Raw genomic sequence first — 26645 nt, 5'->3', positions numbered from 1 at the left:
GCCAGCCGGCTCCTGCAACCTTGCGCAGGAGCTGGCTGGCCAGCGACCCTTTACTCTGCGATCAACCAGTCCATCTGCCAGCCGCCCTGGGTCTGGCCGAGCTTCTTCGACAGCCAGGGCAGCAACTCGCGCAATTCCTCTTCCAGGCCCCAAGGCGGGTTGGCGATCGCCAGGCCCGAGCCGTTGAGGCTGTTGGGCGTGTCCAGCGGATGCACCAGCAACTCCACCCGCAGCAGCTTCGGCGCACCGGTACCGGCCAGGTCCTGGTAGAAGCGTCGCAGGGCGCGCTGGTCCTTGACCGGGTACCAGATGGCCGCCACGGTCTGGCGCATGCGGCCAATGGCTTCCTTCAGCGATGCCGCACAGCGCTGCATCTCGTCCAGTTGCTCGAAAGGCGGGTCGATGAGCATCACCGCGCGTTTTTCCGCCACCGGCAGCAGGGCCCGGGCCACGTGCCAGCCCTCGCCCAGGTGCACCGCTACCCGCCGGTCACCCTTCATGTTGTCCTTGAGCAGCAGGCCGTCTTCCGGGTGTTTCTCGTTGAGCAGCACCCGATCCTGGGAACGGGTCAGGCGCCGAGCCAGTTCCGGCGAGCCCGGGTAGTAACGCAACTCGCCATCGGGGTTCATCTTGCGCAGCACCTGCATGTAATCGGCGGTCAGCGCCGGCAGGTCCTCGTCGCCCCACAGGCGGGCGATGCCTTCCAGGTACTCGCCGGTGCGCGTGGCCTGGTCGCCCTTGAGGTCATACAGGCCGATACCGGCGTGGCTGTCGAGGTAGGCGAACGGCTGCTCCTTGCGCGACATCAGGGCGATGAGGCGGGTCAGGGTCAGGTGTTTGAAGACGTCGGCGTGATTGCCGGCGTGGAAGGCGTGACGATAGTTCATGGTTGCTCCTGCGCAGGGGGGCAAGTTTACCCTGTGCGCAGGCTGTCGTCAGTTCAGAGCCGGGCCGTACCCGGCGCAGGCGACGACGGGCACGGGGAGGGTTTCAGACAAACTCGTGGCTGACTTGCGACCACAGGCTGACCCGCCGCCCGGACGTTTCGAACACCTCGATCTCGCGCTTGATCCCGCCGCTGTCCTTCCAGCCCGGCAGGTCGAGCACGATCAGCTCCTCCATCATCGCCATGTACAGCGCATCCACCGGCGCCCAGAGCTTGCCGATGGCGGCATTGTCCTTGCCCGCCAGGCACAGGTTGATCGGGTGGGACATGCTCACCTGGCTGAACACCGCATGGCCGGCTTCCAGTATCTGCGCCGCGACCTGGTTGCATTGGAGAAAACGCTCGTTGATGACGGCCGGCTCGGAATGGCTGTAGGGGCAGGCCAGGAAAATCTTGCGCATCGTTACCTCGATTTCAGTGATAGGTGATGCGGGCCGTCAGGCCCGCGCAGGTTGCAGGGCAAAGGCGGCCGCCTGTTCCTGCTCTTGCAGCTCATAGCGCTGGGCGGCTGGCACCGAGATGCGGATGGCGATCGCCACCGCCAGCAGGCCGCCAAACAGTTTGCCGAGCAGAATCGGCAGGATCAGGCTTGGCTGGAAGTTCGCAGTGAAGGCCAGGTGGTCGCCGATCAGTGCCTGGGCGCAGACCCCCAGGGCCACGCACAGCACCTTGTCGCGGGCGGTCATGTGCTTGAACAGGTGGAAGGTGGCGATGATGTTGGCAAACACCATGATGAACCCCGCGGCACCGGTGCTGGACAGGTTCAGATGGCGTCCCAGCAGCTCCATGGGCTTCTTGCAGTAGCGCTGGAACAGGTAGCAGATGGGGAAGGTACCGGCGAGCATGATGCCGATGTAGCCGGCGATCTCGATCGCCCGGAACAGCTCCTTTTCGTCGGCGAACATCGGGTCGAAGCCCCAGCCGCCGAAGTTGATGCTGAAGAACTTGGTGAAGTGCTCGACGATGCTCAGGGCCAGGATCAGCTTGATCGCCGCGTCCATGATCTTGCCGAACACCAGGAAGCCCCTGACCATCATCTGCGGCCGGTAGCGCAGCCCCGCCGCCAGCAGGAAGCAGAACACGAACAGCGGCGCCAGCAGCTTGAGCATGTCGACGAAGCCCAGGGACAGGTAGTACAGCGCCTCGGAGTTGGTGGAAACGATGTCCCGCACCGGCAAGTGGGTAGCGGTGATGATCAGCAGCGACATCAGCACCGCGAACGGAATGCTGATCAGCCCGGCCATGGCACCCAGGGCCAGGTACTTGTGGTCCTTGCGCTCGAGCATGGTCAGGCCCACCGGGATCAGGTAGACGATGGTCGCCCCGGAGGTGTAGCCCACCAGCATTGCGGTAATCCACAGGTCACGGTTGGCGGTCAGGGCGTTGGCCAGCTGGTAGCCGCCCATGTCCACGGCAATGATCGACAGCGCCGCGATGGAGACATCCGAACCCAGGGCGTTGAAGAACGGCCCCAGGGCGTGGGAAATGCCCTGGGACAGGTAGGGAATCGCCACCATGATCCCGGCCTGGGCCAGGAACACCGGGCCGATGGAGTGGATACCGTTGACGAACTCCTTACCCAGCCCGCTCTCGGGCTTGATGATGGATGACAGGGCGCCGATCACGGCGCCGAGCATGATCAGGTAAATGACGTAGTTTCCAAATTCAGCCATGTGGGTTCATCTCTCTGAGCGTCATTTATAGGTTTCCCCCGCCGGGGAAGTTCTTGTCGAGGCCAGCTCTGGTCACTCATCGCCAAGGAGAACGATGAACCAGGTGATGAAACACAGGGCACATCCCGTGCCACAATGTGTATTAGTTGTGGCTTTTACTTTAAAACAACCATATTTCGGTCAATACACCTTCGCAACATTGGCCCGACCTGCCGTGGGTCATGAGCCAACCCCATGACTGCGGGCCATTGTGAAACGTGCAAGTAAATGCTTAACTTTTCCATCGAATTTGACCGAATCAGCACATTCCTGAACCAGGAGTGTGCGTAAGTAACAAAAAATGCCCATTTGTGTGGCGAAGTACCACTAAACGGAAAACACCATGCGCCCCAACGAACGACGACAGCACATTCTCGAACTCCTGCGGCAACGGGAGCGGATTTCTGTGGAAGAGCTGGCGCGCATCACTGCCACGTCCCAGGAAACCATCCGCCGCGACCTCAGCGACCTGGCGGAAAGCGGCCTGGTCACCAAGTTCCACGGTGGCGCGGCCCTGCCCCCTACCGGCGAGCACGAAAACACCTTCCAGACCCGCATGAACGAACACGCCCAGGAGAAGCGCGCCATCGGCCGCTACGCCGCCGGCCTGTTCTGCGCGGGCGACAGCATCTTCATCGATACCGGCACCACCACCCTGTTCTTCGCTCGGGAACTGGCGCAGCACACCCGCCTGACGGTGATCACCAACTCCCTGCCGATTGCCGGCTGCATTGGCGAGTCGGGCAATCGGGTGTTCATGATCGGTGGTGAATATCGCCCCGACTCGACACAGAACGTCGGCACCCTGGCCCTGGAACAGATCACCCGTTTCAACGCCGAGCACGCGGTGATCACCATTGGCGCGCTGAATGAAGACGGCGCCATGGACTTCTCCATCGAAGAAGCCGAAGTGGCCCGCGCGATGATTGCCCAGGCCCGCCAGCTGACGGTGATCGCCGATTCCTCGAAGCTGGAACGCCGCGGCCTGTTCAAGGTGTTCCCGCTGGAGCGCATAGACCGCCTGGTGATCGACCGCCAGCCCGGCCCGGATCTGCTGGCGGCCCTGGAGAAAGCCGGCGTGGAGGTGCATCTGGTGCCACAGCCCTGAACCAGGGCCGTTGCCACAGGTGATGGCCATCACCGAAAACCACAACCAAATGACCGATATATGACCGAATAGAAAATAAAAACAACAATCATGGCCCGCATTATGCTTTGATTCCTGCACAGATCCTTGGGTGTTACCGCAGGAAACAGGCATTTATATGACCGAACTTTATCCGAACAATGTGACTTTCGATGTGGCCATCGTCGGTGGCGGGGTCGTCGGTTGCGCCATGGCCCGGCGCTTCGCCCTCGAAGGCGCACGGGTGGTGCTGCTGGAAAAGGGCAGCGACATTCTCTCCGGCGCCAGCAAGGCCAACAGCGCCATCCTGCACACCGGCTTCGACGCCCCCAGTGGCAGCCTGGAACTGCAGTGCATGCAGGCCGGCTACCAGGAATACCTGGAAATCCACTCGGCCATGAACCTGCCACTGCTCAAGAGTGGCGCGCTGGTAGTGGCCTGGAACGCCGAGGACCAGGCCAGGCTGCCGGGGATCCTCGCCCAGGCCCAGGCCAATGGGGTAGACAACGTTCGCCTGCTGGAACGCAGCGAGATCCTCGCCCTGGAGCCGCACCTGGCCAATCACGCCGTGGGCGCGGTACTGGTCCCCGACGAGCACCTGATCGACCCCTGGTCCGCACCCCTGGGTTACCTGCAGCAGGCCATGGCCCATGGCGCCCGCGTACAGTTGCAATGCGAGGTGCAGCAAGGCCAGTTCGATGGCGACGCCTGGACCCTGCACACCAACCGGGGCACCCTGCGCAGCGCCCAGGTGATCAACTGCGCCGGGCTGTTCGGCGACACCCTGGAACACAACCTGCTGGGCCACAGCGAATTTCGCATCATGCCGCGCAAGGGCCAGTTCGTGGTCTTCGACAAGGCCGCGGCCACACTGCTGGAACGCATCGTCCTGCCGGTACCCAACGAGCGCACCAAGGGCATAGTCCTGACCCGCACGGTGTACGGCAACCTGCTGGTGGGCCCCACCGCCGAAGAGCAGGAGGACCGCGTGCATGCGGGGCTCGACGGCCCGACCCTGCAAAGCCTGATCGATGCCGCCGTGGAGCGGATTCCCGCCCTCGCCGGGATGCCGGTCACCGCCACCTACGCCGGGCTGCGCCCCGCCAGCGAAAAGAAGGAATACCGGATCCAGGCCGACCACGCCCGGCACTGGATCACCGTCGGCGGCATCCGCTCCACCGGGCTCACCGCCGCCCTGGGTATTGCCCGGCATGTCTACGGCCTGTACAGCCAGCGCCGCCAGCACCAGCCGGTGCGCGAACCGGTCTGGCCACAGATGCCCAATCTGGCGGAGCACTTGCCCCGCGACTGGCAGCGCCCCGGCTATGGCGAAATCGTCTGCCATTGCGAACTGGTGACCCGGCGCGAAATAGAAAGCGCCCTGCACAGCCCCCTGCCACCTGGCGACCTGGGCGGGCTCAAGCGCCGCACCCGCGCCTGCATGGGCCGCTGCCAGGGTTTCTATTGCTCGGCCCAGGTCGCCGAACTCAGCGCCAGCCAACTGGCCGTCCCTCTTGCCACAGGTCGTTGCCATGAACAGCACTGAACTTCTTCAGGCCGAAGCGGCCATTATCGGCAGCGGCCCGGCGGGCCTGGCCGCGGCTATCGAACTGCGGCGCCAGGGTATCGGCCCGGTGATTGTCATCGAACGTGAAAGCGAAGCCGGCGGCATTCCCCGGCACTGTGCCCACCCGCCCTTCGGCATGCGCGAGTACCAGCGCCTTCTCAGCGGCCCGGCCTATGCCCGGCGCAATGTCGAAGCCGCGCTGAAAGCCGGCGTGATCCTGCTGCTGCGACACACGGTGGTCAGCCTGGAACCCGGCGGCCTGTTGCGCCTGGCCACTCCAGACGGGCCACGGCAGATCCAGGCACAGAAGGTGCTGATCGCCACCGGCGCCCGGGAAACCCCGCGCTCGGCACGCCTGCTGTCCGGCGACCGCCCGGTGGGGGTGATCAACACCGGGGCCTTGCAGAACTTCCTCTATGTGCAGCACCTCAAGCCTTTCGAGCGGCCGCTGATCATCGGCACCGAACTGGTCAGCCTGTCTGCCGTGCTCAGTTGCCGACGCGCCGGTATCCGTCCGGTGGCGGTGCTGGAAGCCAATAAACGAGCCACCGCCCGCTGGCCGCTGTCGGTGTTCCCAAGGTTGCTGGGCATCCCCATGCACTTTGGCGCCGATCTGCTGGCGATCAATGGGTGTGGCCGGGTGGAGTCGGCCCGGGTGCGCCTGGCCGACGGCCAGGTTCGCGACATTTCCTGCGACGGCGTGCTGCTCACCGGCCAGTTCACCCCGGAGTCGAGCCTGGTGCGCCTGAGCCACCTGCAACTGGACAATGGCAGCGGGGGGCCGAAGATCGACCAGTACGGCCGCTGTTCGGACCCGGCCTACTTTGCCGCCGGCAACCTGCTGCGGCCAATCGAGACGGCCGGCTGGTCCTACCGCGAAGGGCGGCGCATCGGCAGCCTGATGGCCCTGGCCCTGAGCGGCCAGCTACCCGATGCCAATGACGCCCTGACCCTGAAGTACGCCGCCCCGATCAAGCTCGGCGTGCCGGGCCGCCTGGTGCGCGGCGAGCTGGCGGGCCTGGCGCACATCCAGTTGCGGGTCAGCCAGGCGGTCAGTGGCACCCTGCGGGTCCGCGCCCAGGGCCTGGAGCTCTGGAGCCGACCGGTCTCGGCACTGCCGGAACGGCGCCTGCTGATCCCCATCAAGGACCTGCACCTGCCGGAACATTTCGACCAACTGGACATCTGCATCGACCAGGCCGTCCCACAACAAGAGAAATGACCATGCGAATAGCCGCACTTGACCAGGGCACCACCAGCACCCGCGTACTGGTCGTGGACATGCAAGGCCGTGCCGATATCCAACTGGCGCTGCGCCACCAGCAGCATCACCCGCGCCCGGGCTGGGTCGAACACGACCCGCTGGAGCTGCTGGCCAACCTGCAACGCTGCCTGGAAGCCACCGGCCGGGTCGACGCCATCGGCCTGGCCAACCAGGGTGAAAGCTGCCTGGCCTGGGACGCCGTCAGTGGCGCGCCGCTGTCGCCGGTGATCGTCTGGCAGGACAACCGCAGCGCCGCGCGCATCGAAGAACTGCGCGCCAGCGGCGCCGAGGCCCTGACCCTGGAACGGGCCGGGCTGCCCCTGGATGCCTACTTCTCCGCCAGCAAGCTGGCCTGGATCGTCGACAACCTGCCGGCGGCACAGGCCGCCCTGAGTGCCGGCCGACTGCGCCTGGGCACCACCGATGCCTACTTTCTCGATCGCCTGACCGGGGTCTACGCCACTGACATCACCACCGCCTCGCGCACCTCGCTGATGAATCTCGCCACCGGCCAGTGGGACCCGCAGTTGTGCCAACTGTTCGGCGTGCCCCTGCAGGCCCTGCCGGAAATCCGCGCCACGGTCGGCGACTTCGGACGCATCGGCCAGACCCCCATCAGCGCCTCGGTGGTCGACCAGCAAGCCTCGCTGTACGGTCACGGCTGCCGGGAGCCGGGGGACGCCAAGATCACCTTCGGCACCGGCGCCTTCGCCCTGACAGTCACAGGCGAACAGATCATTCGCGCCCCGGAGAAAGGCCTGCTGGCCACCGTCGCCTGGCAGGCCGACGGCAAACCGGTGTATGCCATGGACGGTGGCGTGTACGACGCCAGCGCCGCAGTGGAATGGGCCGGGCGCCTGGGCCTGTTCAGCGACTTCTCGGAACTGGCAGCCTTCGATCAGCCACCGGCGATTTCCCGCGAGCTGGCGTTTGTCCCGGCCTTGTCCGGGCTTGCCTGCCCGCACTGGGACCGCAGTGCCGGGGCGGTATGGATCGGCATGAACGCCGCCACCACTCGCCAGGACCTGTGCCAGGCGGTACTGGAAGGCGTGGCCCTGCGCAGCGCCGAAGTGATCACGGCGATGGACGATCACCTTAACGTCACCGACCAGTTGTCGATTGACGGCGGCCTGGCCCGCAGCCCGTATTTCGCCCAGTTCCTGGCCGATATCCTGCAACGCACCATCGTCACCCAGCGCTTCGACGAACTCACCGCCCTGGGCTGCGCCGCCCTCGCCGCCCGCGGCCTGGGGCTGGAGTTGCCAGAGCTGGACAACACCCGCACCGACTACCGGCCGCGTATCGACCGGGCCACGGCAGACGCCTGGCGCTGCACCTTCAGCACCGCGGTCAAGCGCTCCCAGGGCTGGTCCCAGCCGCGCTGAAACCGCCCGCCGGCCATGGATGGCCGGCCCTTTCCTGCCGCACCTCGGGGCCCTTGCCCATCCGCCGCGCCTATTGGACACTGACGCGCCTGCCCGCGGCCAAGCGGCGGGCACATCAAACGGTTGCTGGCGACTCAGACACACGGGACCACTGACTGCTGCGCGGGCACACGACCTGCCTGGCTGTGCTCATTAATGGATTAGCCAGGGTCTGTTACCGCTTGGTGACAAGCCCTTAGTCGAGGATTTATGAAAGACGCAACGATTGCGCTGCACCATGGATTCAAGTCGGACCCGACCACCAAGGCCGTGGCCGTGCCCATCTACCAGAACGTCGCCTTCGAGTTCGACAACGCCCAACACGGCGCTGACCTGTTCAACCTCGATGTGCCCGGCAACATCTACACCCGCATCATGAACCCCACCAACGATGTGCTGGAACAGCGCATGGCCGCCCTGGAAGGCGGGATCGCCGGGCTGGCGGTGGCCGCCGGCAGTGCCGCCATCCACTACGCGATCCAGACCCTGACCCAGGCTGGGGACAATATCGTCTCCACGCCCCAGCTGTACGGCGGCACCTACACCCTGTTCGCCCACCTGCTGCCCAGCTTCGGGGTCGAAGTACGCTTCGCCCGGGACGACTCCCCCGAGGCCATTGCCGAGCTGATCGACGACAAGACCAAGCTGGTGTACTGCGAGAGCATCGGCAACCCCGCGGGCAACATCGTCGATATCGAGGGCCTGGCCCAGGCCGCCCACGCCCGTAACGTGCCACTGATGGTGGACAACACCGTGGCCACGCCGATCCTGTGCAAGCCGATCCAGTTCGGCGCCGACATCGTGGTGCACTCGGTGACCAAGTACGTCGGTGGCCATGGCAACTCCCTGGGCGGGGTGATCGTCGACAGCGGCAACTTCCCCTGGGCCGACCACCCGCAGAAGTTCGCCAGCCTCAACACCCCGGAGCCGGCCTACCACGGCGTGGTCTACACCGAGAAGTTCGGCCCCGCCGCCTTTATCGCCCGGGCCCGCACCGTGCCGCTGCGCAACACCGGCGCGGCATTGGCGCCGATGAACGCCTTCCTGTTGCTGCAAGGCCTGGAAACCCTGGCCCTGCGCATGGAACGCCACACCGACAACGCCCTCAAGGTGGCGCAGTTCCTCCAGAACCATCCCCTGGTGGCCTGGGTCAGCTACGCCGGCCTGCCCGACCACCCGCACCATGAACTGGCGCGCAAATACATGCAGGGCAAGCCATCGGCGATCCTCTCCTTCGGCCTCAAGGGCGGCTATGCCGCGGGCGTGCGCTTCTACGATGCGCTGCAGATCTTCAAGCGCCTGGTGAACATCGGCGACGCCAAGTCCCTGGCTTGCCACCCGGCGTCCACCACCCACCGGCAGATGAACGAAGAAGAGCAGGCCAAGGCCGGGGTCAAGTCGGAGATGATCCGTCTCTCGGTGGGCATCGAGGCCATCGAAGACCTGCTCGAAGACCTGGACCAGGCACTGCAACAAGCCTGATCCCCGGCCCTGGCGTTCTGCGCCAGGGCCATTGCCTAGCGCGTTGGCACCCACGCCTCTCCCCTCTCCAGCCCCCAGGCCCCTTGATCACCCGCAAAGGAACCCGACATGATTGTGCGTTACGTCAAGATCACCATGACCCTGGCAGTGGCGGCCTTCGCCCTGCTGGTGGCCTACAACAACATCAGCGACTACGGTTCCAACTTCGCCTTTGTCCAGCACGTGCTGAGCATGGACAGCGTCTTCCCCGGCAACAGCGCCACCGACCGCGCCCTGACCTTGCCGCTGCTGTGGAATGCCGGTTACTGGCTGATCATCGCCGGCGAAGCCCTGACCGGCGCGCTGCTGGTATTTGGCGCCCTGCGCCTGTGGCTGGCCCGGCACGGTGTCGCCAGCGACTTCAACCGCGCCAAGCGCTGGGCCATTGCCGGCTTCTGCCTGGGCTTCTGCGTCTGGTTCTTCGGCTTCATGGTGGTCGGCGGCGAGTGGTTCATGATGTGGCAGTCCAAGGCCTGGAACGGCCAGGACGCGGCGTTCAAGTTCTACATGGCGATCCTTGGCGTACTGATATTCCTCAACCAGCCCGACACCGAGCTGCACTGACCCTGTAGCCGCAGCCGAGCCATGGCGAGGCTGCGCAAAGGCCTGCAGGGCCTTGCGGTCCCTCCGAGCGCCCCTCGTTAACAGCCTGCGGCAGCGGCTACGGGACGCAAAAAAAAACGGCCCGCTGCGGTGACGCAGCGGGCCGTTCTTCAGCGCCCCGGGGAATCAGGGCAGGATTTGCGCACTCAGTGGTTGAGCTTGAAATCCTTCTCGGCCGCTTCGAAGCGCTGGACCATGCCGGCGCTCGGCGTGCCCATCTTGCTCACCAGCAGGATCGCCAGGCTGGCGAAGATGAAGCCCGGGATGATTTCGTACAGGCCCAGCAGAGCGAAATGCTTCCACAGGATCACGGTGACGGCACCGACGATGATGCCGGCCAGCGCGCCGTCACGGGTCATGCCTTTCCAGATCACCGAAATCAGTACCACGGGGCCGAAGGCCGCGCCGAACCCGGCCCAGGCATAGCTCACCAGGCCCAGCACGCGGTTTTCCGGGTTGGCGGCCATGGCAATGGCGATCAGCGCCACCACCAGCACCATGGCGCGGCCGACCCACACCAGTTCCAACTGGGAAGCGTGCTTGCGCAGGAAGGCTTTGTAGAAGTCTTCGGTCAGGGCACTGGAGCACACCAGCAACTGGCAGCTCAGGGTACTCATGACTGCCGCCAGGATGGCCGACAGCAGCACACCCGCGATCCACGGGTTGAACAGCAGCTTGGCCAGTTCGATGAACACCCGCTCAGGGTTTTCGGTCACAGGGCCGGCCACCTCAGGGTGCGCCGAGAAATAGGCGATACCAAAGAAGCCCACCGCCACGGTGCCGCCCAGGCACAGGATCATCCAGGTCATGGAGATGCGACGGGCCTTGGCGATCGACTTCACCGAATCGGCGGCCATGAAGCGCGCCAGGATATGCGGCTGGCCGAAGTAGCCCAGGCCCCAGCCCATCAGCGAGATGACACCGATGAAGGTGGTGTTCTTGAGCATGTCGAAGTTGGTCGGGTCCTTGGCTTCGATGGCCAGGAAGGTGGTGTCCACGCCACCGGTCGCCAGCAGCACGATGATCGGCGTCAGGATCAGTGCGAAGATCATCAGCGTGGCCTGGACGGTATCGGTCCAGCTCACTGCCAGGAAACCACCAACGAAGGTGTAGGCAATGGTTGCCGCCGCACCGGCCCACAGCGCTGTCTCGTAGGGCATGCCGAAAGTGCTTTCGAACAGGCGGGCACCGGCGACGATGCCGGAGGCGCAGTAGATGGTGAAGAACACCAGGATCACCACCGCAGAGATGATCCGCAGCAGGCCGCTCTTGTCTTCAAAGCGGCTGGAGAAGTAGTCCGGCAGGGTCAGCGCGTCACCGTTGTGTTCGGTCTGCACCCGCAGGCGGCCGGCCACGAACAGCCAGTTGAGGTAGGCACCGACGATCAGGCCGATGGCGATCCAGCTTTCCGAAAGACCGGACATGTAGATGGCGCCCGGCAGGCCCATCAGCAGCCAGCCACTCATGTCGGAAGCACCGGCGGAAAGCGCGGTGACCACGCTGCCGAGGCTGCGGCCGCCAAGAATGTAGTCGGAAAGGTTGTTGGTGGAGCGATAGGCCATGAAGCCGATCAGCACCATTGCCGCGATGTAGATCACGAAGGTGATCAAGGTTGGATTGCTTGCACTCATTGAGTTACGCCCTGGCTTTGTTTTTATGGTGCGGCGGCCACTGCCACCCGCCGCCAAACGATGACGTTTGGGAGACGATCAGGCGGGCCGCGCATTTATGACTGATGTTTCCCCAGGAAAGCCATCAGCCGATGAACCAGTCCTGCAGGACGGTTGCACCTTGGCCGCGAATCCTATGCAACAAGACGAACAAGGTGCAACCAATTTGCACCGAATCAGTTGCACCTTGTCCAAAAACTGGTCGTTGACGACGCTTTTGCTCCTTTTTGGAGCAAAAAATGGCGTTTTCAGAAGTAAAGGCACCAGTAGGAGGCAAGCCACTCCGTGCAGGAATTTTATTCCTGACAAGCTGCTTCTTTTTCCAGCTAAAAATGGGTTGCACCCGGTTGCACCTATTGCAGTGCGCGGATAATCTTGCCGCCAGCTGATGCCACACGTGCGTGGCAAACATGAGGATAAAAATATGGCTACCACCACCCTCGGGGTCAAACTCGACGACCCTACCCGCGAGCGCCTCAAGGCCGCCGCGGCCTCGATCGATCGTACGCCGCACTGGCTGATCAAGCAGGCGATTTTCAATTACCTGGAAAAACTCGAGGGTGGTGCAACCCTGACCGAGCTGAGCAGTGCCACCGCCAAAGACGGCGAGGATGCCGGCGAGGTACAGACCGATCACGCCCACCAATGCTTCCTGGAGTTCGCCGAAAGCATTCTCCCGCAGTCGGTGCTGCGCGCCTCGATCACCGCCGCCTACCGCCGCCCGGAACCGGAAGTGGTACCGATGCTGCTGGAGCAGGCGCGCTTGCCGGCCGCCACCGCCGAAGCCGCGAACAAGCTGGCCGCCTCGATCGCCGAGAAGCTGCGCAACCAGAAGAGCGCCGGCGGCCGTGCCGGTATCGTCCAGGGCCTGCTGCAGGAGTTCTCCCTGTCGTCCCAGGAAGGCGTGGCGCTGATGTGCCTGGCCGAAGCCCTGCTGCGCATCCCCGACAAGGGCACCCGTGACGCGCTGATCCGCGACAAGATCAGCACCGGCAACTGGCAGCCGCACCTGGGCAACAGCCCATCGCTGTTCGTCAACGCCGCCACCTGGGGCCTGCTGCTGACCGGCAAGCTGGTGTCGACCCACAACGAGGCCGGCCTGACCTCCTCCCTGAGCCGCATCATCGGCAAGAGCGGCGAGCCGATGATCCGCAAGGGCGTGGACATGGCCATGCGCTTGATGGGCGAACAGTTCGTCACCGGCGAAACCATCGCCGAAGCTTTGGCCAACGCCAGCAAGTTCGAAGCCAAGGGCTTCCGCTATTCCTACGACATGCTCGGCGAAGCCGCACTGACCGAGCACGACGCACAGAAGTACCTCGCGTCCTACGAGCAGGCCATCCACTCCATCGGCAAGGCCTCCCACGGTCGCGGCATCTATGAAGGCCCGGGCATCTCCATCAAGCTCTCGGCCCTGCACCCGCGCTACAGCCGCGCCCAGTACGAGCGCGTGATGGAAGAGCTGTACCCGCGCCTGCTGTCCCTGACCCTGCTGGCCAAGCAGTACGACATCGGCCTGAACATCGACGCCGAGGAAGCCGACCGCCTGGAGCTGTCCCTGGACCTGCTGGAGCGCCTGTGCTTCGAGCCGCAACTGACCGGCTGGAACGGTATCGGCTTCGTGATCCAGGCCTACCAGAAGCGCTGCCCGTACGTGATCGACTATGTCATCGATCTGGCCCGTCGCAGCCGTCACCGCCTGATGATCCGCCTGGTGAAAGGCGCCTACTGGGACAGCGAGATCAAGCGCGCCCAGGTCGAAGGCCTGGAAGGCTATCCGGTCTACACCCGCAAGGTGTACACCGACGTTTCCTACATCGCCTGCGCACGCAAGCTGCTGTCGGTGCCGGAAGTCATCTACCCGCAGTTCGCCACCCACAACGCCCACACTCTGTCGGCGATCTACCACATTGCCGGTCAGAACTATTACCCCGGCCAGTACGAGTTCCAGTGCCTGCACGGCATGGGCGAACCGCTGTACGAGCAAGTGGTGGGCAAGGTTGCCGAGGGCAAGCTGAACCGTCCATGCCGCGTCTATGCACCGGTGGGCACCCACGAAACCCTGCTGGCCTACCTGGTACGCCGGCTGCTGGAAAACGGCGCCAACACCTCGTTCGTCAACCGTATCGCCGACCAGTCGATCTCGATCCAGGAACTGGTGGCCGATCCGGTGACCCAGATCGAACAGATGGCCACCCTGGAAGGCGGTTTCGGCCTGCCGCACCCGCGCATTCCATTGCCGCGTGACCTGTATGGCGCCGAGCGGGCCAACTCCGCCGGCATCGACATGGCCAACGAACACCGCCTGGCGTCACTGTCCTGCGCACTGCTGGCCACCGCCCACAACAACTGGAAAGCCGCACCGATGCTCGGTTGCGCCGCCAGCAGCGAAACCCCGGCGCCGGTACTCAACCCGTCGGACCATCGCGATGTGGTGGGCCACGTCCAGGAAGCCACGGTCGAAGACGTCGACAACGCCATCCAGTGCGCCCTCAACGCCGCACCGATCTGGCAGGCCACACCGCCGGCCGAACGCGCGGCGATCCTGGAACGCGCCGCCGACCTGATGGAAGGCGAGATCCAGCCGCTGATGGGCCTGCTGGCCCGGGAAGCCGGCAAGACCTTCGCCAACGCTATCGCCGAAGTGCGTGAAGCCGTGGACTTCCTGCGCTACTACGCGGTGCAGGCCCGCAACGACTTCAGCAACGACGCCCACCGCCCACTGGGCCCGGTGGTGTGCATCAGCCCGTGGAACTTCCCGCTGGCCATCTTCAGTGGCCAGGTCGCCGCGGCCCTCGCCGCCGGTAACCCGGTACTGGCCAAGCCGGCCGAACAGACCCCGCTGGTGGCGGCCCAGGCCGTGCGCCTGCTGCTCGAAGCCGGGATTCCCGAAGGCGTGCTGCAACTGCTGCCGGGCCAGGGCGAAAGCGTCGGTGCCCGCCTGGTGGGTGACGAGCGCGTCAAGGGCGTGATGTTCACCGGCTCCACTGAAGTTGCGCGCCTGCTGCAACGCAACATCGCCGGGCGCCTGGACAACCAGGGCCGGCCGATCCCGCTGATCGCCGAAACCGGTGGCCAGAACGCCATGATCGTCGATTCCTCGGCCCTGACCGAACAGGTGGTCATCGACGTGGTGTCCTCGGCCTTCGACAGTGCCGGCCAGCGTTGCTCGGCCCTGCGCGTGCTGTGCCTGCAGGAAGATTCCGCCGACCGTGTGATCGAAATGCTCAAGGGCGCCATGGCCGAAAACCGCCTGGGCAACCCTGAGCGCCTGTCGGTGGACATCGGCCCGGTGATCGACGCCGAAGCCAAGGCCGGCATCGAGAAGCACATCCAGGCCATGCGCGACAAAGGTCGCAACGTGTACCAGATGGCCATCGCCGACGGCGAAGAATGCAAGCGCGGCACCTTTGTCATGCCGACCCTGATCGAGCTGGAAAGCTTCGACGAGCTGCAGCGCGAGATCTTCGGTCCGGTGCTGCACGTGGTGCGCTACAAGCGCAAGGAAATCGACCAGCTGATCGCCCAGATCAACGCTTCCGGCTACGGCCTGACCCTGGGCGTGCACACCCGGATCGACGAGACCATCGCCAAGGTGGTGGACAACGTCCACGCCGGTAACGTCTACGTCAACCGCAACATCGTCGGTGCCGTGGTCGGCGTGCAGCCGTTCGGCGGCGAAGGCCTGTCGGGCACCGGCCCGAAAGCCGGCGGCCCGCTGTACCTGTACCGCCTGCTGTCGACCCGCCCGGTGGATGCCATCGAGCAGTCCTTTGCCCGTGGCGACGCCGAGAACGCCCCGGACCTGCGCCTGCGCGAAGCCCTCAGCAAGCCGTTGAACGCCCTGCAAGCCTGGGCCGAGAGCAGCAAGCTGGCGGAACTGGCGATCCTGTGCAAACAGTTCGCCGGCCAGTCCCAGAGCGGCATCACCCGGCAGTTGACCGGCCCTACCGGCGAGCGCAACAGCTACGCCATCCTGCCCCGCGAGCACGTCCTGTGCCTGGCGGAAGTCGAGGGTGACCTGCTGACCCAACTGGCAGCCGTGCTGGCCGTCGGTGGCTCGGCGGTGTGGCCGGAAAGCGAGATCAGCAAGGCGCTGTTCGCCCGCTTGCCGAAGGAAGTCCAGGCACGCATCCAGCGCGTGGCCGACTGGAGCAAGGACGAAGTGGTATTCGACGCCGTCCTGCACCACGGTGATTCCGACCAGCTGCGCAGCGTCTGCCAGCAGGTGGCCCAGCGTGCCGGTGCCATCGTCGGCGTCCAGGGCCTGTCTCAGGGCGAGACTGCGATTGCCCTGGAGCGCCTGGTGATCGAGCGCGCTTTGAGCGTCAACACCGCAGCCGCCGGCGGCAACGCCAGCCTGATGACCATCGGCTGATCGCCGAAGGTTCTGCTGCATCGATGGGCGCCCTGACCGGCGCCCATTTTTTTTGCCCGTCCTCTGTAGGAGCCGGCTTGCCGGCGAAGAGGCCCTTGAGCCCTGCATCACCCTCCCATGACGCCTTCGCGGGCGAGCCCGCTCCTGCAGAAGCCGACGCCTATTGAGGTTTTTTGGGCTTTGCATCACCGAAATCAATCTTGCTATCCAACCTTCATTCACGCACCTAGACTCGGCCCATTCCCTATCCCACAGGTATGCCGCCATGTCCGAGACGCTGCTCAGTTCCCGCAATCTGGCCTTCGAACTGTATGAGGTACTCGACGCCGAGGGCCTGACCCAGCGCGAGCGGTTTGCCGAGCACAACCGGCAAACCTTCGACGCCGCCCTGGGCACCGCCCGCAGCATCGCCGAGAAGTTCTTCGCCCCACACAACCGCAAGGGCGATGAGCACGAGCCACGCTACGAAGACGGCCAGGCGGTGCTGATCCCCGAAGTGAAACCGGCGGTGGATGCGTTCCTCGAAGCCGGCTTCCTGAATGCCGCCCGCAGTTTCGAGGCCGGCGGCATGCAACTGCCAACCCTGCTGTCCCAGGCCTGCTTCGCCCACTTCCAGGCGGCCAACGCGGCCTCGACCTCCTACCCGTTCCTGACCATGGGCGCCGCCAACCTGATCGAGAGCTTCGGCACCGAAGAACAGAAACAACGCTTCCTGCAGCCGATGATCGACGGTCGCTTCTTCGGCACCATGGCCCTGACCGAGCCCCATGCCGGCTCGTCGCTATCGGATATCCGCACCCGTGCCGAACCGGCCGCCGACGGCAGCTACCGGCTCAAGGGCAACAAGATCTTCATTTCCGGCGGCGACCACCCGCTGTCGGAAAACATCGTGCACATGGTCCTGGCCAAGCTGCCGGACGCGCCGCCCGGGGTGAAGGGCATTTCGCTGTTTATCGTGCCCAAGTTCCTGGTCAACAACGACGGCAGCCTGGGGCCGCGCAACGATGTGCTGCTGGCCGGGCTGTTCCACAAGATGGGCTGGCGCGGCACCACCTCCACCGCGCTGAACTTCGGCGATAACGGCCAGTGCGTGGGGTATCTGGTGGGCAAGCCCCATCACGGCCTGAGCTACATGTTCCAGATGATGAACGAGGCACGGATCGGCGTCGGCATGGGTGCGGTGATGCTCGGCTACGCCGGCTACCTGTACTCCCTGGAATACGCCCGTCAACGCCCGCAAGGTCGCCTGCCGGACAGCAAGGACCCGAGCACCGCGCCGGTGGCAATCATCCAGCACGCCGATGTGCGGCGCATGCTGCTGACCCAGAAGGCCTACGTCGAAGGCGCCTTCGACCTGGGGCTGTACGCGGCGCGGCTGTTCGACGACACCACCACCCTGGCCGATGCGGCCGAGCGCCAGCAGGCCCACGAACTGCTGGACCTGCTGACCCCGATCGTCAAATCCTGGCCTTCAGAGTTCTGCCTGAAGGCCAACGAACTGGCGATCCAGATTCTCGGCGGCCACGGCTATACCCGGGAGTACCCGGTGGAGCAGTACTACCGCGACAACCGCCTGAACCCGATTCACGAAGGCACCCACGGCATCCAGTCCCTGGACCTGCTGGGACGCAAGCTGGCGCAGAACGGCGGCGCCGGGCTCAAGCGCCTGGTACGGCTGATTGCCGAGACCGGCGAGCGGGCCCGCGCCCATCAATCACTGGACGCCCTGCGCCTGCCCCTGGAACAACTGGTAACGCGCCTGCAAAACGTGACGCTGGGGTTGCTGGGTGACCTGGCCAGCGGCAAGGTCACCGGCACCCTGGCCAACTCGGCGCTGTATCTGAAAGCCTTCGGCCATGCGGTGATCGGCTGGCGCTGGCTGGAACAGGCCATCCGGGCCGAGGAAGGACTGGCGCGGGCAGTGGCGGCGGATCGGGATTTCTACCTGGGCAAGTTGCAGGCCGCGCGCTACTTCCTGACCTGGGAAGTGCCAGGCTGCCAGCACGAGCTGGCACTGCTGGAAGCGCGGGACGATACCTGCCTGAGCATGCAGGACGCCTGGTTCTGAGGCCACCCAGGAGCGGGCTGCCGACGAAGGCGCCCGGCCTGACGCACCGCGGCGGGTGGTCAGTGCAGCTTGAAGCCGCCCACCTGTCGGGCCAGGTCCTCGGAGAGGCGCTGCAGGGTCCGGCAGTCTTCACGGCAGGCCTGGACTTCGGCCGCGGTGGCACGGGCCAGATCGGAGATGCCCTGGACATTGCGGTTGATCTCTTCGGTCACCGCCGATTGCTCCTCGGTGGCGGTGGCCACTTGCTGGTTCATGTCGCTGATGTGCTCAACCTGCCCGGTAATCGCTGTCAGCGAAGCCCCGGTCTGCTGGCTGGACTGCACCCCGGTACCCGTGGCCGACTGCCCCGCATGCATGGAGGCCACGGCATTCTCCGCGCCTTGCTTGAGGCTCTGGATCATCTGCTGGATCTCGTCGGTGGACGCCTGGGTGCGCTGGGCCAGGGTCCGCACTTCGTCCGCCACCACAGCAAAGCCTCGGCCCATTTCCCCGGCACGGGCTGCCTCGATAGCCGCATTGAGGGCCAGCAGGTTGGTCTGCTCGGAGACCCCGCGGATCACCGCCAATACCTGATCGATGGAGGCCACCTGATGCGCCAGCTCACTGACAGCTCTGGCGGCCAGGGCAATTTCCCCGGACATGCTTTCGATGTGCCGGATCGAGCCGTCCACCACCCCCTGGGCCAGTTGGGCCTCATCCCGGGCCGCCTGGGACGCATCGGCCGCCTGCCCGGCATTGCGCGCGATGTCCTGGACGGTCAGCCCCATCTGGTGCACGGCCGTGGCCACCATGTCGGTCATTTCCTGCTGCCGCCCCGAGCGCTCGGCAGTGTTCTCCACCACCGCCGCCACCTGCCCCACGGATGAGCGCAGACGCTCGGTGGTGGCCAGCACTTCGCCGATCATGCCGTGCTGGCTGTCGAGAAAACGATTGAAGCCCCGGGCCAGGTCCCCCAGCTCGTCGGCCCGGCTGGCATCCAGGCGCAGGGTCAGGTCGCCACCACCGCTGCCGATGGCTACCAGCCCGGCGGTCACCTGGCGCACAGGCCGCACCAGGCCGCGAGCCAGCCAGATCACCAGCAACAGGCAGACCAGGGCGATAGCCAGGCCGATGCCGGTGGTCAGCCACAAGGTTTGCCGGGCATCGGCGTAGATCTGCGCTTCGGGCACCTCGGCCACCAGCGACCACCCCATGCCTCGCAGTGGCAGGCTCAGGGCCACAAAGTCTTCGCCGTCGCGCACGAACCGGCTGCTGGCCAACCCCTCGTGCCCCATGACCGCCTGGGCGGCCGACTCGCCGATCTGCTCGGACAGGTGCCGCTTGCCGCTGAACTGCGCCTCGGGGTGAACCTGGATCAAGCCGTCGGCGCGCACCAGATAGACCTTGCCGTGCTCGCCGAAGCTGAAGTCATGGATCAATTGCGACAGCGCCTGCATCTTCAGCCCGAGCCCGGCCACCCCCACCAGCTTGCCGTCCTTCTTGACCCGCATGTCGATGAACATCGCCAACTCGCCGGTGGCCACATCGGTGTCGATGTTGAGCAGCCGCGGCTTGTCGCTGTCGATGAAGCTGTAGAACCAGGCGTCCTTGGGATTGGAACGGCTGAGGGTGCGATCCAGCCCCTTCTCGTTGTAGTAGTGGTTGGTCGCGGTGCCCACCATCAAGGTGGTGAAGGCCTGATTTTCGGCGCGGATGCCTTCCAGGTAGTCGACGAACACCTGGGCCTGGGCCGGATCCTCGCCGCCTGCCAGCCAATCGCGCAGCATGCCGTTGCTGGCAATGTCCCGGGCGACCGTCAGCGGCTGGGCGAGGATGCGTTCGATATCGTTGCGCATGGCTTCGATGCTCGAAGGCAGCGCCTTGTCCACCAGGTAGTTCTGGGTCAGGTGGTTGATCACCACGGTGTAGACCGCCACCACCACCAGCAGGCTGACCAGCAGGGCCGAGCCCATGCTGAGGACCAGTTGCCATTGAATACTGCGTCGCCAGAATTGCATGGAACACCTCTTTCTTATTGGTATAAGAGGCTGAAATGTCGCGCCAGCCGCGGAAGGTTGTATACAAACATTAGTTATGTTTGTCCAACCTATAACCCTGCGGCTGTGTGCAGTTCCGTCAGTTCTGTTGAATGGTCTTGGCAATGACCTCGACGGTGGCGCTCACTTGCTCCTGATAGCGCTCCAGTTCCTGGGCATGGCGCTTCTGCATCTCGATCTGCTGCGAGCACAGGTTCATCGCCGCCAGCACCAGCAGGCGCTCGCCGATCAGCGTCGGGTACTTCTTCTTGGTGTCGGCCAGGGCCGCCTTGAGCATCAGCGCAGCGTCCATCAGGGTCTGTTCTTCCCCGGCCGGCGCCTTGATCGAGTAATCCTCCCCCAGGATCGAAACGACCTTCACTCCATCGATGTGATGTCTCATGGATTGGCCGGGCTCGCGCTGACACGCTCAACCAGCGCCTGGATGCGGGCAGCGGTGGCGCCTTGCTTTTCTTCCTGCTCCATCAGGCTCAGTTGCAGGCTTTCGTTTTCATCCTTGGCCTGGTCCAGTTGTTCCTTGAGGGCTGCGTTCGTACCGAGCAGTTCCTGGTTCTGTACCACCAGGTCGCTGACCAGCTGTTCCAATTGGCTGAGGGATGCTTCCAACATTTTGATCTTCCGGGCTTTTTGCAAAGGGCGCGTACGATAAAGAAAAGTCACCCTGGATGCCAGGGTTATCCAGGCGCAAAGCCTTGATTTTACTGGCGATGACCCTTCCGCGAGAGCTGTTAGAGACTGTCATTCTGCGCTCCGGTTCCTGACGCCTCGTCGGAGTCTCGGACTTTTATGAACTTTCCCAGTTACGCATAAGAAATTTCTGAAACTGCATCCGCCGGTTCAAGAAGCCATTGTTCAACGCGATAGACAGGTACGTCCCTGATCCTGCCAGCGCAATAAAGCGCTCACCCGAGGTAATGTCCATGTCCCTGCGCTCCCTGAATATTGCCCCGAGGGCCTTCCTCGGATTTGCCCTGATCGGCTGCCTGATGCTGTTTCTCGGGGTGTTCGCCCTGAATCAGATGGGCAAGATCCGCTCAGCCACCGAGCGCATGAGCCAGGACACCATCCCGAGCATCAAGAGCGTCGATGAATTCACCCAGCTCAGCCTGCGCCAACGGGTCCAGGCCTACCGACTGCTGCTCAACCGCGAACCCCAGGCCCAGCAGCAGACCCTGGATGCCATCGACCAGCGCAACCAGAAGATCGAAGAAGCCCGGGCCCAGTACCTGAAGCTCATCAGCAGCCCCGAGGAGCGCCTTGCCTACGAGCAATACGGCACGCTGCTGAGCCACCACCGGCAGTTGGAGAGCCAACTGATCGAGCTGTCGCACAACAACCAGCTTGAGGCCATGCAACAACTGCTCAATACCGAACTGATGGACAGCGCCGAAAAGATCAACGCGGTCCTCAACCAACTGGTGGAGATCAACAGCCATTACGCCACCGTCGCCGACGATGATGCTGCCGCTCAGTACCGCAGAGCCTTCAATCTGGTGGTAGGGCTGCTGGTGCTGGCCAGCGCCCTGACCCTGCTGTTCGCCTGGCGCCTGATCCGCAGCATCACCCAGCCCATCGCCAATGCCCTGAGGGCCGCCGAAGAGATCGCCGAAGGCAACCTGACCCGCCCCATCACGGTCGATGGCAGCGACGAAGCCGGGCGCCTGCTGCAAGCCATGGTCACGATGCAGGAAAAGCTGCGCGACACCCTGCAGAGTATTTCCGGCTCCGCCCATCAGTTGGCGTCGGCGGCCGAAGAGCTCAACAGCGTCACCGAGGAAGGCGCCCGCGGCCTGACCCAGCAGAACAACGAGATCGAACAGGCCGCCACCGCGGTCAATGAAATGACCAGCGCCGTGGAGGAAGTGGCGCGCAATGCGGTGAGCACCTCCGAAGCCTCGAAGAGCGCCACCACTTCCGCCGGCGACGGCCGCGACCTGGTGCGCGAAACCGTGTCGGCCATCGAGCGCATGAGCTCCGACGTGCAAGGCACCGCCAGCCTGATCGGCGACCTGGCCAACGAGTCCCGGGACATCGGCAAGGTGCTGGACGTGATTCGCGGCCTGGCCGACCAGACCAACCTGCTGGCCCTCAATGCCGCCATCGAGGCTGCCCGTGCCGGTGAGGCCGGTCGCGGTTTTGCCGTGGTCGCCGACGAAGTCCGCGCCCTGGCCCACCGCACCCAGCAGTCCACCAGCGAAATCGAACGCATGATCGGCAGCATCCAGAGCGGCACCGAGCACGCCGTGGACTCCATGCGCAACAGCACCGAACGCGCCGAATCGACCCTGAGCATCGCCCGGGGGGCCGGCCAGTCCCTGGACACCATCAACAGCGCCATCAGCGAAATCAACGAACGCAACCTGGTGATCGCCAGCGCCGCTGAAGAACAGGCCCAGGTTGCCCGTGAAGTGGACCGCAACCTGGTGAACATCCGCGACCTGTCGGTACAGTCCACCACCGGTGCCAACCAGACCCAGGCCGCCAGCAGCGAGCTGTCACGCCTGGCGGTCGACCTGAACAACCTGGTAACCCGATTCAAGCTCTGAAGCCCTTGCGCCCTGCTCCAGCTCCCGCCGTTGAGCGGTGGGGGCTGGTGAGGGTGGCGTTCAAGGCACCCCAGCAGGCAGGTACCGGACAGGCTTAATCCACGGCGAGACTCAAGACTTTAGTCGTACGACCGATAAGTCACGGTAGAGTCAGTCTCAAGCCCCGCACGGATGCGCCCTTTTTGGTACCTACCATGTCCCTTCGTAATATGAATATCGCTCCGCGGGCCTTCCTCGGCTTCGCCATGATCGGCGGCTTGATGCTGATCCTCGGGGTGTTCGCCCTGAACCAGATGAGCAAGATCCGCGGCGCCGCCGAAGACATCACGTCGAGCAGCGTGCCAAGCATCAAGAGCCTCGACGAATTCACCCAGTTGACCCTGCGCCTGCGGGTGCTGTCCTACCGCTTGCTGGTGAACCGTGAGCCGGACGTGCAGCAAAAGACCATCGAACTGCTGGAAATGCGCAACCAGCAGATCCGCGCCGCCCAGGTCATCTACGAAAAATTCATCACCAGCCCGGAAGAAAAATCCGCCTACGAGCAGTACCTCCAACTGCTGGGCCAGTACCGGCAGATCGAAGAGCGGATGAAGAGCCTGTCGCGCAACAATCAGGTGGATGAGCTGCGCAACTTGCTCAATACCGAACTGCTGAACAACTCCGAAGCCATGAACACCGTGCTCAACCGCTTGCTGGAGATCAACACCCAGCAGACCGTGGACACCAACCAGCAAGCCGCCGAGCAGTACTCCTCGGCCTTCAACCTGGTGGTGGCGCTGCTGGTGCTGGCTACTGGCCTGACCTTCCTCTTCGCCTGGCTGCTGACCCGCAGCATCACCCAGCCCATCGCCAACGCCCTGGGCGCCGCCGAGGAAATCGCCGAGGGCAACCTGACCCGGCCGATCAAGGTCGATGGCAGTGACGAGGCCGGGCGCCTGTTGCAGGCCATGGCCAAGATGCAGGAAAAACTGCGCGACACCCTGCAGCGCATCTCCGGTTCCGCCACCCAGTTGGCTTCGGCGGCCGAAGAGCTCAACAGCGTCACCGAGGAAAGCGCCCGCGGCCTGACCCAGCAGAACAACGAGATCGAACAGGCCGCCACCGCGGTCAATGAAATGACCAGCGCCGTGGAAGAAGTGGCGCGCAACGCGGTGAGCACCTCCGAAGCCTCGAAGAATGCCACCGCCTCCGCCGGCGACGGCCGCGACCTGGTGCAGGAAACCGTGTCGGCCATCGAGCGCATGAGTTCCGATGTGCAGGGCACCGCCAGCCTGATCGGCGACCTGGCCAACGAGTCCCGGGACATCGGCAAGGTGCTGGACGTGATTCGCGGCCTGGCCGACCAGACCAACCTGCTGGCCCTCAATGCCGCCATCGAGGCCGCCCGTGCCGGTGAGGCCGGTCGCGGTTTTGCCGTGGTCGCCGACGAAGTCCGCGCCCTGGCCCACCGCACCCAGCAGTCCACCAGCGAAATCGAACGCATGATCGGCAGCATCCAGAGCGGCACCGAGCACGCCGTGGATTCCATGCGCAACAGCACCGAACGCGCCGAATCGACCCTGAATATCGCCCGGGGTGCCGGCCTGTCCCTGGACACCATCAACAGCGCCATCATCGAGATCAACGAACGCAACCTGGTGATCGCCAGCGCCGCTGAAGAACAGGCCCAGGTGGCCCGGGAAGTGGACCGCAACCTGGTGAACATCCGCGACTTGTCGGTGCAGTCCTCCACCGGTGCCAACCAGACCAGTGCAGCCAGCAACGAGCTGTCGCGCCTGGCCGTGGACCTCAACGGCATGGTTGCCCGCTTCCGCCTCTGAAACACCCCGCCAGCCCTGGATGGCGCCGGTAAAACGGCGCCGGAATTCGCACCTGGGGAATCCGCCACTGTCGCCAAAAGCTTTTTGACAGTGGCGTATTTCAACAGGTTAGAATCGCTGGCACGCAGACTGCATGGTCAGCCTGCGCCCGCCTTTTTCGCCCTGGAGTACTGCCTTTGAATGCGACGACCATCAACAGCCTGTTCTTGATCGGCGCGTTGCTGGTAGGTGCGAGCATTCTGGTGAGTTCACTTTCATCGCGCCTGGGCATCCCGATCCTGGTGATCATCCTGGCCGTGGGCATGACCGCCGGGGTGGACGGCGGCGGCATCATCTTCGACAACTACCCGACCGCCTACCTGGTGGGCAACCTGGCCCTGGCCGTGATCCTGCTGGACGGCGGCCTGCGTACCCGGGTCGCGAGCTTCCGCGTGGCCCTGTGGCCGGCGCTGTCCCTGGCCACGGTGGGGGTGCTGATCACCACTGGCCTGACCGGCATGGCAGCCGCCTGGCTGTTCGACCTCAACCTGATCCAGGGCCTGCTGATCGGCGCCATCGTCGGCTCCACCGACGCCGCCGCGGTGTTCTCGCTGCTGGGGGGCAAGGGCCTCAACGAGCGGGTCACCGCCAGCCTGGAGATCGAATCCGGCAGCAACGACCCGATGGCGGTGTTCCTCACCGTGACCCTGATCGACATGCTCGCCAGCGGCCACACCGGCCTGCACTGGAGCCTGCTGACGGACCTGATCCGCGAGTTCGGCATCGGCGCGGTGATCGGCCTGGGCGGTGGCTGGCTGATGTTGCAACTGGTCAACCGCATCCACCTGGCCACCGGCCTGTACCCGATCCTGGTGGTGGCCGGCGGCCTGGTGGTGTTCGCCCTGACCAACGCCCTGCACGGCAGCGGCTTCCTCGCCGTGTACCTGTGCGGCCTGGTAATCGGCAACCGCCCGGTACGCAGCCGCCACGGCATCCTGCACATGCTCGACGGCATGGCCTGGCTGGCACAGATCGGCATGTTCCTGGTGCTGGGGCTGCTGGTCACCCCCCACGACTTGCTGCCCATCGCCCTGCCGGCCCTGGGCCTGGCGCTGTGGATGATCCTGTTCGCCCGACCGCTGTCGGTGCTGGTGGGCCTGGCGCCGTTCAAGGCCTTCCATGGCCGGGAAAAGGCCTTCATTTCCTGGGTCGGGCTGCGCGGTGCGGTACCGATCATTCTCGCGGTGTTCCCGCTGATGGCCGGGCTGCCCAATGCCCAGCTGTACTTCAACCTGGCGTTCTTCATCGTCCTGATCTCGCTGCTGGTGCAGGGCACCAGCCTGCCGTGGGTGGCCAAGTGGCTGAAGGTGACGGTTCCACCGGAGCCGGCACCGATCTCCCGGGCGGCCCTGGAGGTCCACGTCACCAGCGAGTGGGAGCTGTTCGTCTACCGCCTGGGGGCGGAGAAATGGTGCATCGGCGCCGCCCTGCGGGAGCTGAAAATGCCCGAGGGCACGCGCATCGCCGCACTGTTTCGTGGCCAGCAACTGCTCCATCCGTCGGGTAGTACGGTGCTCGAAGCCGACGATCTGCTGTGCGTGATCGGCCATGAACACAACCTCCCGGCCCTGGGCAAACTCTTCAGCCAGGCTCCGGAACGCGGCCTGGACCTGCGCTTCTTCGGTGACTTCGTGCTCGAGGGCGATGCCCAGCTGGGCGCGGTCTCGGCGCTCTACGGGCTCAAGCTCGACGGCCAGGACGCAGACATGCCGCTGGGCGCCTTCATCGCCCAGAAGGTCGGTGGTGCACCGGTGGTCGGCGACCAGGTGGAATGGAACAACACCATCTGGACCGTGGCCGTGATGGACGGGAACAAGATCGGCAAGGTCGGCGTCAGATTCCCCGAAGGAAGTCGCCCCGGCCCCGGACTCTTCCTCTAAACTGCGGAACGCGTCAGCCCCCGGCATGGCGCCCCCTATTCCTAA

At 64.6% G+C, this 26645-nt stretch carries 19 protein-coding genes; 11 read left to right on the top strand and 8 right to left on the bottom strand.

Translation table 11 applies throughout. The features are described 5' to 3' along the window. Positions 1-50: 50 nt before the first annotated feature. The 3 genes from rlmJ to eutH all read right to left on the bottom strand — a co-directional run bounded on the left by rlmJ (position 51) and on the right by eutH (position 2619). Complete coding sequence (gene rlmJ / locus ABCR88_RS02610; protein ID WP_041115394.1) at positions 51-887, bottom strand: 23S rRNA (adenine(2030)-N(6))-methyltransferase RlmJ; 837 nt, start codon at positions 885-887, stop codon at positions 51-53. A gap of 103 nt (positions 888-990) precedes the next feature. Further along, positions 991-1347, bottom strand: coding sequence for a DUF1937 family protein (locus ABCR88_RS02605; protein ID WP_011058877.1), 357 nt, complete (start codon positions 1345-1347; stop codon positions 991-993). A gap of 36 nt (positions 1348-1383) precedes the next feature. Further along, entirely contained in the window at positions 1384-2619 is a 1236-nt protein-coding gene (eutH, locus tag ABCR88_RS02600; RefSeq protein WP_011058876.1) for an ethanolamine utilization protein EutH, read from the bottom strand. Between the two features lie 382 nt (positions 2620-3001). On the opposite strand from eutH, the gene ABCR88_RS02595 reads away from it, so the two are divergent. The 6 genes from ABCR88_RS02595 (at position 3002) to ABCR88_RS02570 (ending at position 10124) form a co-directional block, all read left to right on the top strand. Beyond that, complete coding sequence (locus ABCR88_RS02595; protein ID WP_236203959.1) at positions 3002-3766, top strand: DeoR/GlpR family DNA-binding transcription regulator; 765 nt, start codon at positions 3002-3004, stop codon at positions 3764-3766. Positions 3767-3923: 157 nt separating this feature from the next. Further along, positions 3924-5330, top strand: coding sequence for an NAD(P)/FAD-dependent oxidoreductase (locus ABCR88_RS02590; protein ID WP_015633904.1), 1407 nt, complete (start codon positions 3924-3926; stop codon positions 5328-5330). Then, on the top strand, positions 5317-6573 hold the full coding sequence (locus ABCR88_RS02585) for an FAD-dependent oxidoreductase (RefSeq protein ID WP_236203958.1): 1257 nt from the start codon (positions 5317-5319) through the stop codon (positions 6571-6573). The genes ABCR88_RS02590 and ABCR88_RS02585 overlap by 14 nt, the downstream gene beginning before the upstream one ends. A 2-nt stretch (positions 6574-6575) precedes the next feature. Continuing rightward, positions 6576-8000 carry a glycerol kinase gene (locus ABCR88_RS02580; protein ID WP_350404086.1) on the top strand — a complete coding sequence of 475 codons (1425 nt, stop codon included), beginning with the start codon at positions 6576-6578 and terminating at the stop codon, positions 7998-8000. A gap of 249 nt (positions 8001-8249) precedes the next feature. After that, positions 8250-9521, top strand: a complete 1272-nt coding sequence (locus ABCR88_RS02575; protein WP_350404085.1) for an aminotransferase class V-fold PLP-dependent enzyme — start codon at positions 8250-8252, stop codon at positions 9519-9521. A gap of 108 nt (positions 9522-9629) precedes the next feature. Then, complete coding sequence (locus tag ABCR88_RS02570; protein WP_011058870.1) at positions 9630-10124, top strand: DUF2165 domain-containing protein; 495 nt, start codon at positions 9630-9632, stop codon at positions 10122-10124. A 185-nt stretch (positions 10125-10309) separates the two neighbouring features. Here the strand turns inward: ABCR88_RS02570 and putP are convergent, their stop codons facing one another. Both putP and ABCR88_RS02560 read right to left on the bottom strand, forming a co-directional pair. Next, positions 10310-11794: a sodium/proline symporter PutP gene (gene putP, locus ABCR88_RS02565; RefSeq protein ID WP_011058869.1), complete on the bottom strand. Its 1485-nt coding sequence runs from the start codon at positions 11792-11794 to the stop codon at positions 10310-10312. 124 nt (positions 11795-11918) lie between these two features. Then, entirely contained in the window at positions 11919-12176 is a 258-nt protein-coding gene (locus tag ABCR88_RS02560; protein WP_350404084.1) for a hypothetical protein, read from the bottom strand. An 81-nt stretch (positions 12177-12257) separates the two neighbouring features. On the opposite strand from ABCR88_RS02560, the gene putA reads away from it, so the two are divergent. Next, on the top strand, positions 12258-16211 hold the full coding sequence (putA, locus tag ABCR88_RS02555; protein ID WP_041115386.1) for a trifunctional transcriptional regulator/proline dehydrogenase/L-glutamate gamma-semialdehyde dehydrogenase: 3954 nt from the start codon (positions 12258-12260) through the stop codon (positions 16209-16211). Between the two features lie 265 nt (positions 16212-16476). Beyond that, entirely contained in the window at positions 16477-18279 is a 1803-nt protein-coding gene (locus ABCR88_RS02550) for an acyl-CoA dehydrogenase (protein ID WP_350404081.1), read from the top strand. 59 nt (positions 18280-18338) lie between these two features. Here ABCR88_RS02550 and ABCR88_RS02545 read toward each other — a convergent pair whose 3' ends face one another. The 3 genes from ABCR88_RS02545 to ABCR88_RS02535 form a co-directional block, all read right to left on the bottom strand. Continuing rightward, positions 18339-20276 carry a methyl-accepting chemotaxis protein gene (locus ABCR88_RS02545; RefSeq protein WP_350404080.1) on the bottom strand — a complete coding sequence of 646 codons (1938 nt, stop codon included), beginning with the start codon at positions 20274-20276 and terminating at the stop codon, positions 18339-18341. A gap of 118 nt (positions 20277-20394) precedes the next feature. Beyond that, positions 20395-20697 carry a cell division protein ZapA gene (locus ABCR88_RS02540; RefSeq protein ID WP_011058865.1) on the bottom strand — a complete coding sequence of 101 codons (303 nt, stop codon included), beginning with the start codon at positions 20695-20697 and terminating at the stop codon, positions 20395-20397. Continuing rightward, a complete protein-coding gene (locus ABCR88_RS02535) occupies positions 20694-20924 on the bottom strand; it encodes a hypothetical protein (RefSeq protein ID WP_015633896.1) in 231 nt (76 codons plus the stop codon). The genes ABCR88_RS02540 and ABCR88_RS02535 overlap by 4 nt, the downstream gene beginning before the upstream one ends. 311 nt (positions 20925-21235) lie before the next feature. Here ABCR88_RS02535 and ABCR88_RS02530 point away from each other — a divergent pair, with 311 nt between their 5' ends. The 3 genes from ABCR88_RS02530 (at position 21236) to ABCR88_RS02520 (ending at position 26600) form a co-directional block, all read left to right on the top strand. Then, positions 21236-22861, top strand: coding sequence for a methyl-accepting chemotaxis protein (locus ABCR88_RS02530; protein WP_015633895.1), 1626 nt, complete (start codon positions 21236-21238; stop codon positions 22859-22861). 194 nt (positions 22862-23055) lie between these two features. Continuing rightward, positions 23056-24681 carry a methyl-accepting chemotaxis protein gene (locus tag ABCR88_RS02525; protein ID WP_015633894.1) on the top strand — a complete coding sequence of 542 codons (1626 nt, stop codon included), beginning with the start codon at positions 23056-23058 and terminating at the stop codon, positions 24679-24681. 176 nt (positions 24682-24857) lie between these two features. Further along, on the top strand, positions 24858-26600 hold the full coding sequence (locus ABCR88_RS02520; protein ID WP_011058861.1) for a potassium/proton antiporter: 1743 nt from the start codon (positions 24858-24860) through the stop codon (positions 26598-26600). Positions 26601-26645 lie beyond the last annotated feature (45 nt).

It is taken from the genome of Pseudomonas sp. W17 (assembly GCF_040268305.1).
Taxonomy (GTDB): domain Bacteria; phylum Pseudomonadota; class Gammaproteobacteria; order Pseudomonadales; family Pseudomonadaceae; genus Aquipseudomonas; species Aquipseudomonas protegens.
The sequence above is the reverse complement of the archived record's forward strand: the minus strand, read 5'-3'. Positions and strand labels throughout refer to the sequence as shown.

Bases quoted from the DNA above. Each gene is read 5' to 3' on its own strand.
- ABCR88_RS02545 (WP_350404080.1), bottom strand. From the start codon at position 20,276: ATGCAATTCTGGCGACGCAGTATTCAATGGCAACTGGTCCTCAGCATG.
- putA (WP_041115386.1), top strand. From the start codon at position 12,258: ATGGCTACCACCACCCTCGGGGTCAAACTCGACGACCCTACCCGCGAG.
- ABCR88_RS02575 (WP_350404085.1), top strand. From the start codon at position 8,250: ATGAAAGACGCAACGATTGCGCTGCACCATGGATTCAAGTCGGACCCG.
- putP (WP_011058869.1), bottom strand. From the start codon at position 11,794: ATGAGTGCAAGCAATCCAACCTTGATCACCTTCGTGATCTACATCGCG.
- ABCR88_RS02595 (WP_236203959.1), top strand. From the start codon at position 3,002: ATGCGCCCCAACGAACGACGACAGCACATTCTCGAACTCCTGCGGCAA.
- ABCR88_RS02590 (WP_015633904.1), top strand. From the start codon at position 3,924: ATGACCGAACTTTATCCGAACAATGTGACTTTCGATGTGGCCATCGTC.
- ABCR88_RS02580 (WP_350404086.1), top strand. From the start codon at position 6,576: ATGCGAATAGCCGCACTTGACCAGGGCACCACCAGCACCCGCGTACTG.
- rlmJ (WP_041115394.1), bottom strand. From the start codon at position 887: ATGAACTATCGTCACGCCTTCCACGCCGGCAATCACGCCGACGTCTTC.
- ABCR88_RS02530 (WP_015633895.1), top strand. From the start codon at position 21,236: ATGTCCCTGCGCTCCCTGAATATTGCCCCGAGGGCCTTCCTCGGATTT.
- ABCR88_RS02550 (WP_350404081.1), top strand. From the start codon at position 16,477: ATGTCCGAGACGCTGCTCAGTTCCCGCAATCTGGCCTTCGAACTGTAT.
- ABCR88_RS02605 (WP_011058877.1), bottom strand. From the start codon at position 1,347: ATGCGCAAGATTTTCCTGGCCTGCCCCTACAGCCATTCCGAGCCGGCC.
- ABCR88_RS02540 (WP_011058865.1), bottom strand. From the start codon at position 20,697: ATGAGACATCACATCGATGGAGTGAAGGTCGTTTCGATCCTGGGGGAG.
- ABCR88_RS02570 (WP_011058870.1), top strand. From the start codon at position 9,630: ATGATTGTGCGTTACGTCAAGATCACCATGACCCTGGCAGTGGCGGCC.
- ABCR88_RS02535 (WP_015633896.1), bottom strand. From the start codon at position 20,924: ATGTTGGAAGCATCCCTCAGCCAATTGGAACAGCTGGTCAGCGACCTG.
- eutH (WP_011058876.1), bottom strand. From the start codon at position 2,619: ATGGCTGAATTTGGAAACTACGTCATTTACCTGATCATGCTCGGCGCC.
- ABCR88_RS02525 (WP_015633894.1), top strand. From the start codon at position 23,056: ATGTCCCTTCGTAATATGAATATCGCTCCGCGGGCCTTCCTCGGCTTC.
- ABCR88_RS02585 (WP_236203958.1), top strand. From the start codon at position 5,317: ATGAACAGCACTGAACTTCTTCAGGCCGAAGCGGCCATTATCGGCAGC.